The organism is Corallococcus praedator (assembly GCF_003612125.1).
In the GTDB taxonomy this organism is placed as follows: domain Bacteria; phylum Myxococcota; class Myxococcia; order Myxococcales; family Myxococcaceae; genus Corallococcus; species Corallococcus praedator.
Genome location: NZ_RAWI01000633.1, coordinates 1 through 3,277, shown reverse-complemented (window position 1 = coordinate 3,277; position 3,277 = coordinate 1). Strand labels below are relative to the sequence as shown.

Annotated in this window: 4 protein-coding genes and 1 pseudogene; 2 read left to right on the top strand and 3 right to left on the bottom strand. The window is 70.4% G+C overall.

Translation table 11 applies throughout. The annotated features are described in order from the left end of the window. Positions 1-23 precede the first annotated feature (23 nt). Both D7Y13_RS40130 and D7Y13_RS40125 read left to right on the top strand, forming a co-directional pair. On the top strand, positions 24-299 hold the full coding sequence (locus D7Y13_RS40130; RefSeq protein ID WP_120538309.1) for a hypothetical protein: 276 nt from the start codon (positions 24-26) through the stop codon (positions 297-299). A gap of 77 nt (positions 300-376) precedes the next feature. Further along, a complete protein-coding gene (locus D7Y13_RS40125; protein ID WP_120538308.1) occupies positions 377-1,111 on the top strand; it encodes a PHP-associated domain-containing protein in 735 nt (244 codons plus the stop codon). Between the two features lies 1 nt (position 1,112). On the opposite strand, the gene D7Y13_RS40120 is transcribed toward D7Y13_RS40125, so the two are convergent. The 3 genes and pseudogenes from D7Y13_RS40120 to D7Y13_RS40105 form a co-directional block, all read right to left on the bottom strand. Then, complete coding sequence (locus D7Y13_RS40120) at positions 1,113-1,859, bottom strand: hypothetical protein (RefSeq protein WP_120538307.1); 747 nt, start codon at positions 1,857-1,859, stop codon at positions 1,113-1,115. A 326-nt stretch (positions 1,860-2,185) separates the two neighbouring features. Next, on the bottom strand, positions 2,186-2,518 hold the full coding sequence (locus D7Y13_RS40110; protein WP_120538305.1) for an FmdB family zinc ribbon protein: 333 nt from the start codon (positions 2,516-2,518) through the stop codon (positions 2,186-2,188). Between the two features lie 17 nt (positions 2,519-2,535). Then, a pseudogene (locus D7Y13_RS40105) lies at positions 2,536-3,277 on the bottom strand (hypothetical protein); the annotation flags it as partial.

Below are 3,277 nucleotides of genomic sequence, written 5' to 3'. Positions count from 1 at the left end.
GGCGGGAAAAAGGGGGCAGGACCGTGGACATGAAGACGAAGAAGGACCTGGCGGTGGATTTCATCAACACCATCCGCACCATGGAGCCGAGCGCTCTGAACGCCCTCATCGTGAAGGAAGCGGGCGAGGAGCTGGCGCAGTTCTTCCTGAACTACAGCGCCAACCTCATCTCCAAGGATCCTTCCCGGGTGCTGGAGAACACCTCGTCGCTGATGCTGATGGGCTACCTCATCCGCACGTACGAGGAGAAGAACACCCAGGCCAAGCAGGGCAACTTCCAGTCCTACGCGTTCGCCTGAAGCCCTGGAGCCTCGGGGCCCGGGGGCGTGCGCGCAGGCTCGACAGGCCCCGTGGGGCCTGTTAGCACCCGTCGCCCATGCTCATCGACCTACACGCCCATTCCCATCTGTCCAAGGGGTGCGACCTGGAGCCGCGCGCCGTGCTGGAGCGGGCGGCAATGTTCGGCCTGGACGCGGTCGCGTTCACGGAGACCAACACCCAGGACGGCTGCGACGAGCTCTTCGAGATCGGCGCCAAGGCCAAGGTGAAGGTGTTCGTCGGGCTGGAGCTGGTGACGGACCGGGGGCAATACCTGTGCTTCTTCCCGAAGCCGGAGCTGGCGCCGGAGCCCGTGCAGCTGTGGGGGAGCAACCGGGAGAAGCCCTGGAGCGCCGCCGAGTGCCTGCCCAAGGTGAAGGCCCTGGGCGCGGCCATCGTCGCGGCCCGGCCGTTTGATCGCGACGTGCCCAATCCCGCCATGGAGTACGTCCGCTCGCTGTCGGGCGTGCTGTGCGCCGTGGAGGGCTACAACGCCAAGGTGAAGCAGACCGCCAACGACCTGGCCGTGGAGGCCGCGGACGTGCTCAAGCTGCCCTGCGTGGGCGGCAGTGACGCGCGCGGCTCCCTGGACGAGATGGGCCGGGGCGCGACCTTCTTCAAGCGCGACGTGCTCACCCAGGCGCAGCTGGTGGAGGAGCTCTTCAAGGGCGACTACTGGCCGGTGATGGCCGGCGAGCTGCCCCGCCTCACCCGTCCCGGAGAGGCCCAGGCCCAGCGCAAGGGCGGCGGGGGCGGCGGCAAGAAGCAGCACCGCCGCGGTGGCCGCCGCTAGCTCAAGGCAGCAGGGACGTGCCCGCCTCCTCGGCGCGCACCAGGCGGCCGTCGGTGAGGAACGCCTTGCGGCGCTCCCCGGCATAGCGCCACTCCTCGTTCCGGGCCGTGCCCTCCAGTGAGCGGCGCACCGTCTCCGGGGGACCCCAGGCCATGCGCAGCGCGTCCGCGGGCATGTCCGCCACCAGCTTCTTGGTGCGCACGGCCTCCTGCACCGCCGCGCTGAAGCCCGCGAGCTGATCCTTCAACGAATGCGGGGTGAGGGTCTTCTCCAGCTCCGTGCGGAAGGCGTCCGGGCGGTCCAGGTTCGGCGGCAGCACCAGCACCACCTGCTCGCCCGCGGGGGCCCCCTCCACCGTCACGTACACCCACGGCCAGGAGCGCGGAGTGTAGAGGACGCGCTCGGTGACGACCCAGGCCGTGGGGAACTCCACCTTGGTAATCCGCACGCGCGTGCCGGCGGGCACCGTGGCCTGGATGGCGCCGGGGCTGATGGGCCTGCCGCTGGTGTCGTCCAGCAGGCGCACGTCCTCGGGAGGGTAGGGCGTCAAGAGCCGCTTGGACGCGTCCCCGAAGAAGGGCGTCAGGTAGGAGGAGACGCGCAGGTACTGCTCCGCGTCCGGACCGGAGAGGCTCCGATCCAACGAGGCGCGATCCTCGGGGGACATGCGGGTGGCGGAAGCGCAGCCGACGCTGACGACGGCCAGCAGCGGCATCAGGAAGGACAGGGAGCGGGAAGGACGCGGCATGGCACCAGGGCGCGCGCGGGATGGAACGCGCGCGCGATGGATGCCTGCTTAGCCTAGCGGATGGCCTGCGTCAGCGCTGGCGTGCCCGCCACGGCCTGCTTGCCGTCGCGGCACCCACGCTGCGCGGGACACACCGGACCCCGGCCATGGGGGTCGGCCACCAGGAGGAACCGACCCTGCCCCCTCGCATCCGTCAGCTCCGGATGACCACACAGCGCGCAGTGGCGGGGGGGACGCTTCGAGGGGGGAAAGGGCACGACACGAAGTGTGTGCCCACTCCGCGCCCCCAGCGAATTTTCAGCCGGGGGCGTCCTTCACGGCCGGCGCTACGACTTGTCGCCGCCCGCGCTGCTGGAAGGGGCCGGCGCGGGGCTCGCCGCGGGCGCGCTGCTGGCAGGAGCGCTGGCCGCGGCCGGCGCCGCCGAGGACGACGAAGAAGAGGAGGACGATGAACCGCCGCCTCCGTCCTTCTTCGTGGAGCCGTACAGGTCCGAGTACCAGCCGCCACCCTTGAGGTGGAAGCTGGAGCGGCTGACCTGCTTGGTCAGCGTGCCGCCGGCGCCGCACGCGGTGCACGCGGCGGGGGCGGGGTCGGACATCTTCTGCAGGACGTCAATGGTCTTTCCACAGGCCGAGCAGCCGTACTCGTAGATGGGCATGGGGTGGGTACCTCGTCTCAGTGAGAAGGGTTGTTGACGGTCTGGGCGGAGAGCTGCTTGCGCAGCGACTCCGACAGACCCAGGCGCTCGAAGGCGCGGGTGACCAGCTCCGCGGGCGCGCCGTGCTTACGACCCACGACGTTGGCCAGCGAGTGGAGATCGGTGGCTTCCGACATCACGTCCTTCACCAGCCGCTCCAGCTCCTTGCGGAGCGATTCGGTGAAGCGCTTCTGGATGCCCAGGTCCGCCAGGTACTTGTCCTTGCCCAGCAGATCCAGCCGGTGGGTCAGGTGGGAGGTGGCCAGCACCTCGTTGCGGAAGCGCTCGCGCAGGGCCTCCACCTCTTCCTCGAGGAGCAGGGCGTGCGTCAGCCGCTGCAGCTCGCTGGGGCTCAGGCCCAGGGCCCACGCCACGCGGCCGGCGGCGCCGCGCTGGGAGGCGTAGGCGGTCTGGAGGTTGCGCTTCTCCTGCGCCTCCAGCGTCTCCATGATGCCGTGCTGCCGCAGCACGTTCTCCATGTCCACCTGGGTCAGCTCACCGCGCGGGCCGTTGTAGCGGTGCTCCAGCGTGCGCAGGAGCGAGTAGCGGTGCTCCGTGCCCTCGATGGCGGCCTCCAGCGTGGCCTTGCCCTCCGCGCGCGTCAGTTCGAAGAACGACAGTCGCTGGGCCTCCACGCGGGTGAAGCGGCCGCGGGGGCGGGGCAGCTCGCGCTTGATGAAGCGCGGGGCGTCCTCGTCGTCCTGCGACGCGGCCGGGGCC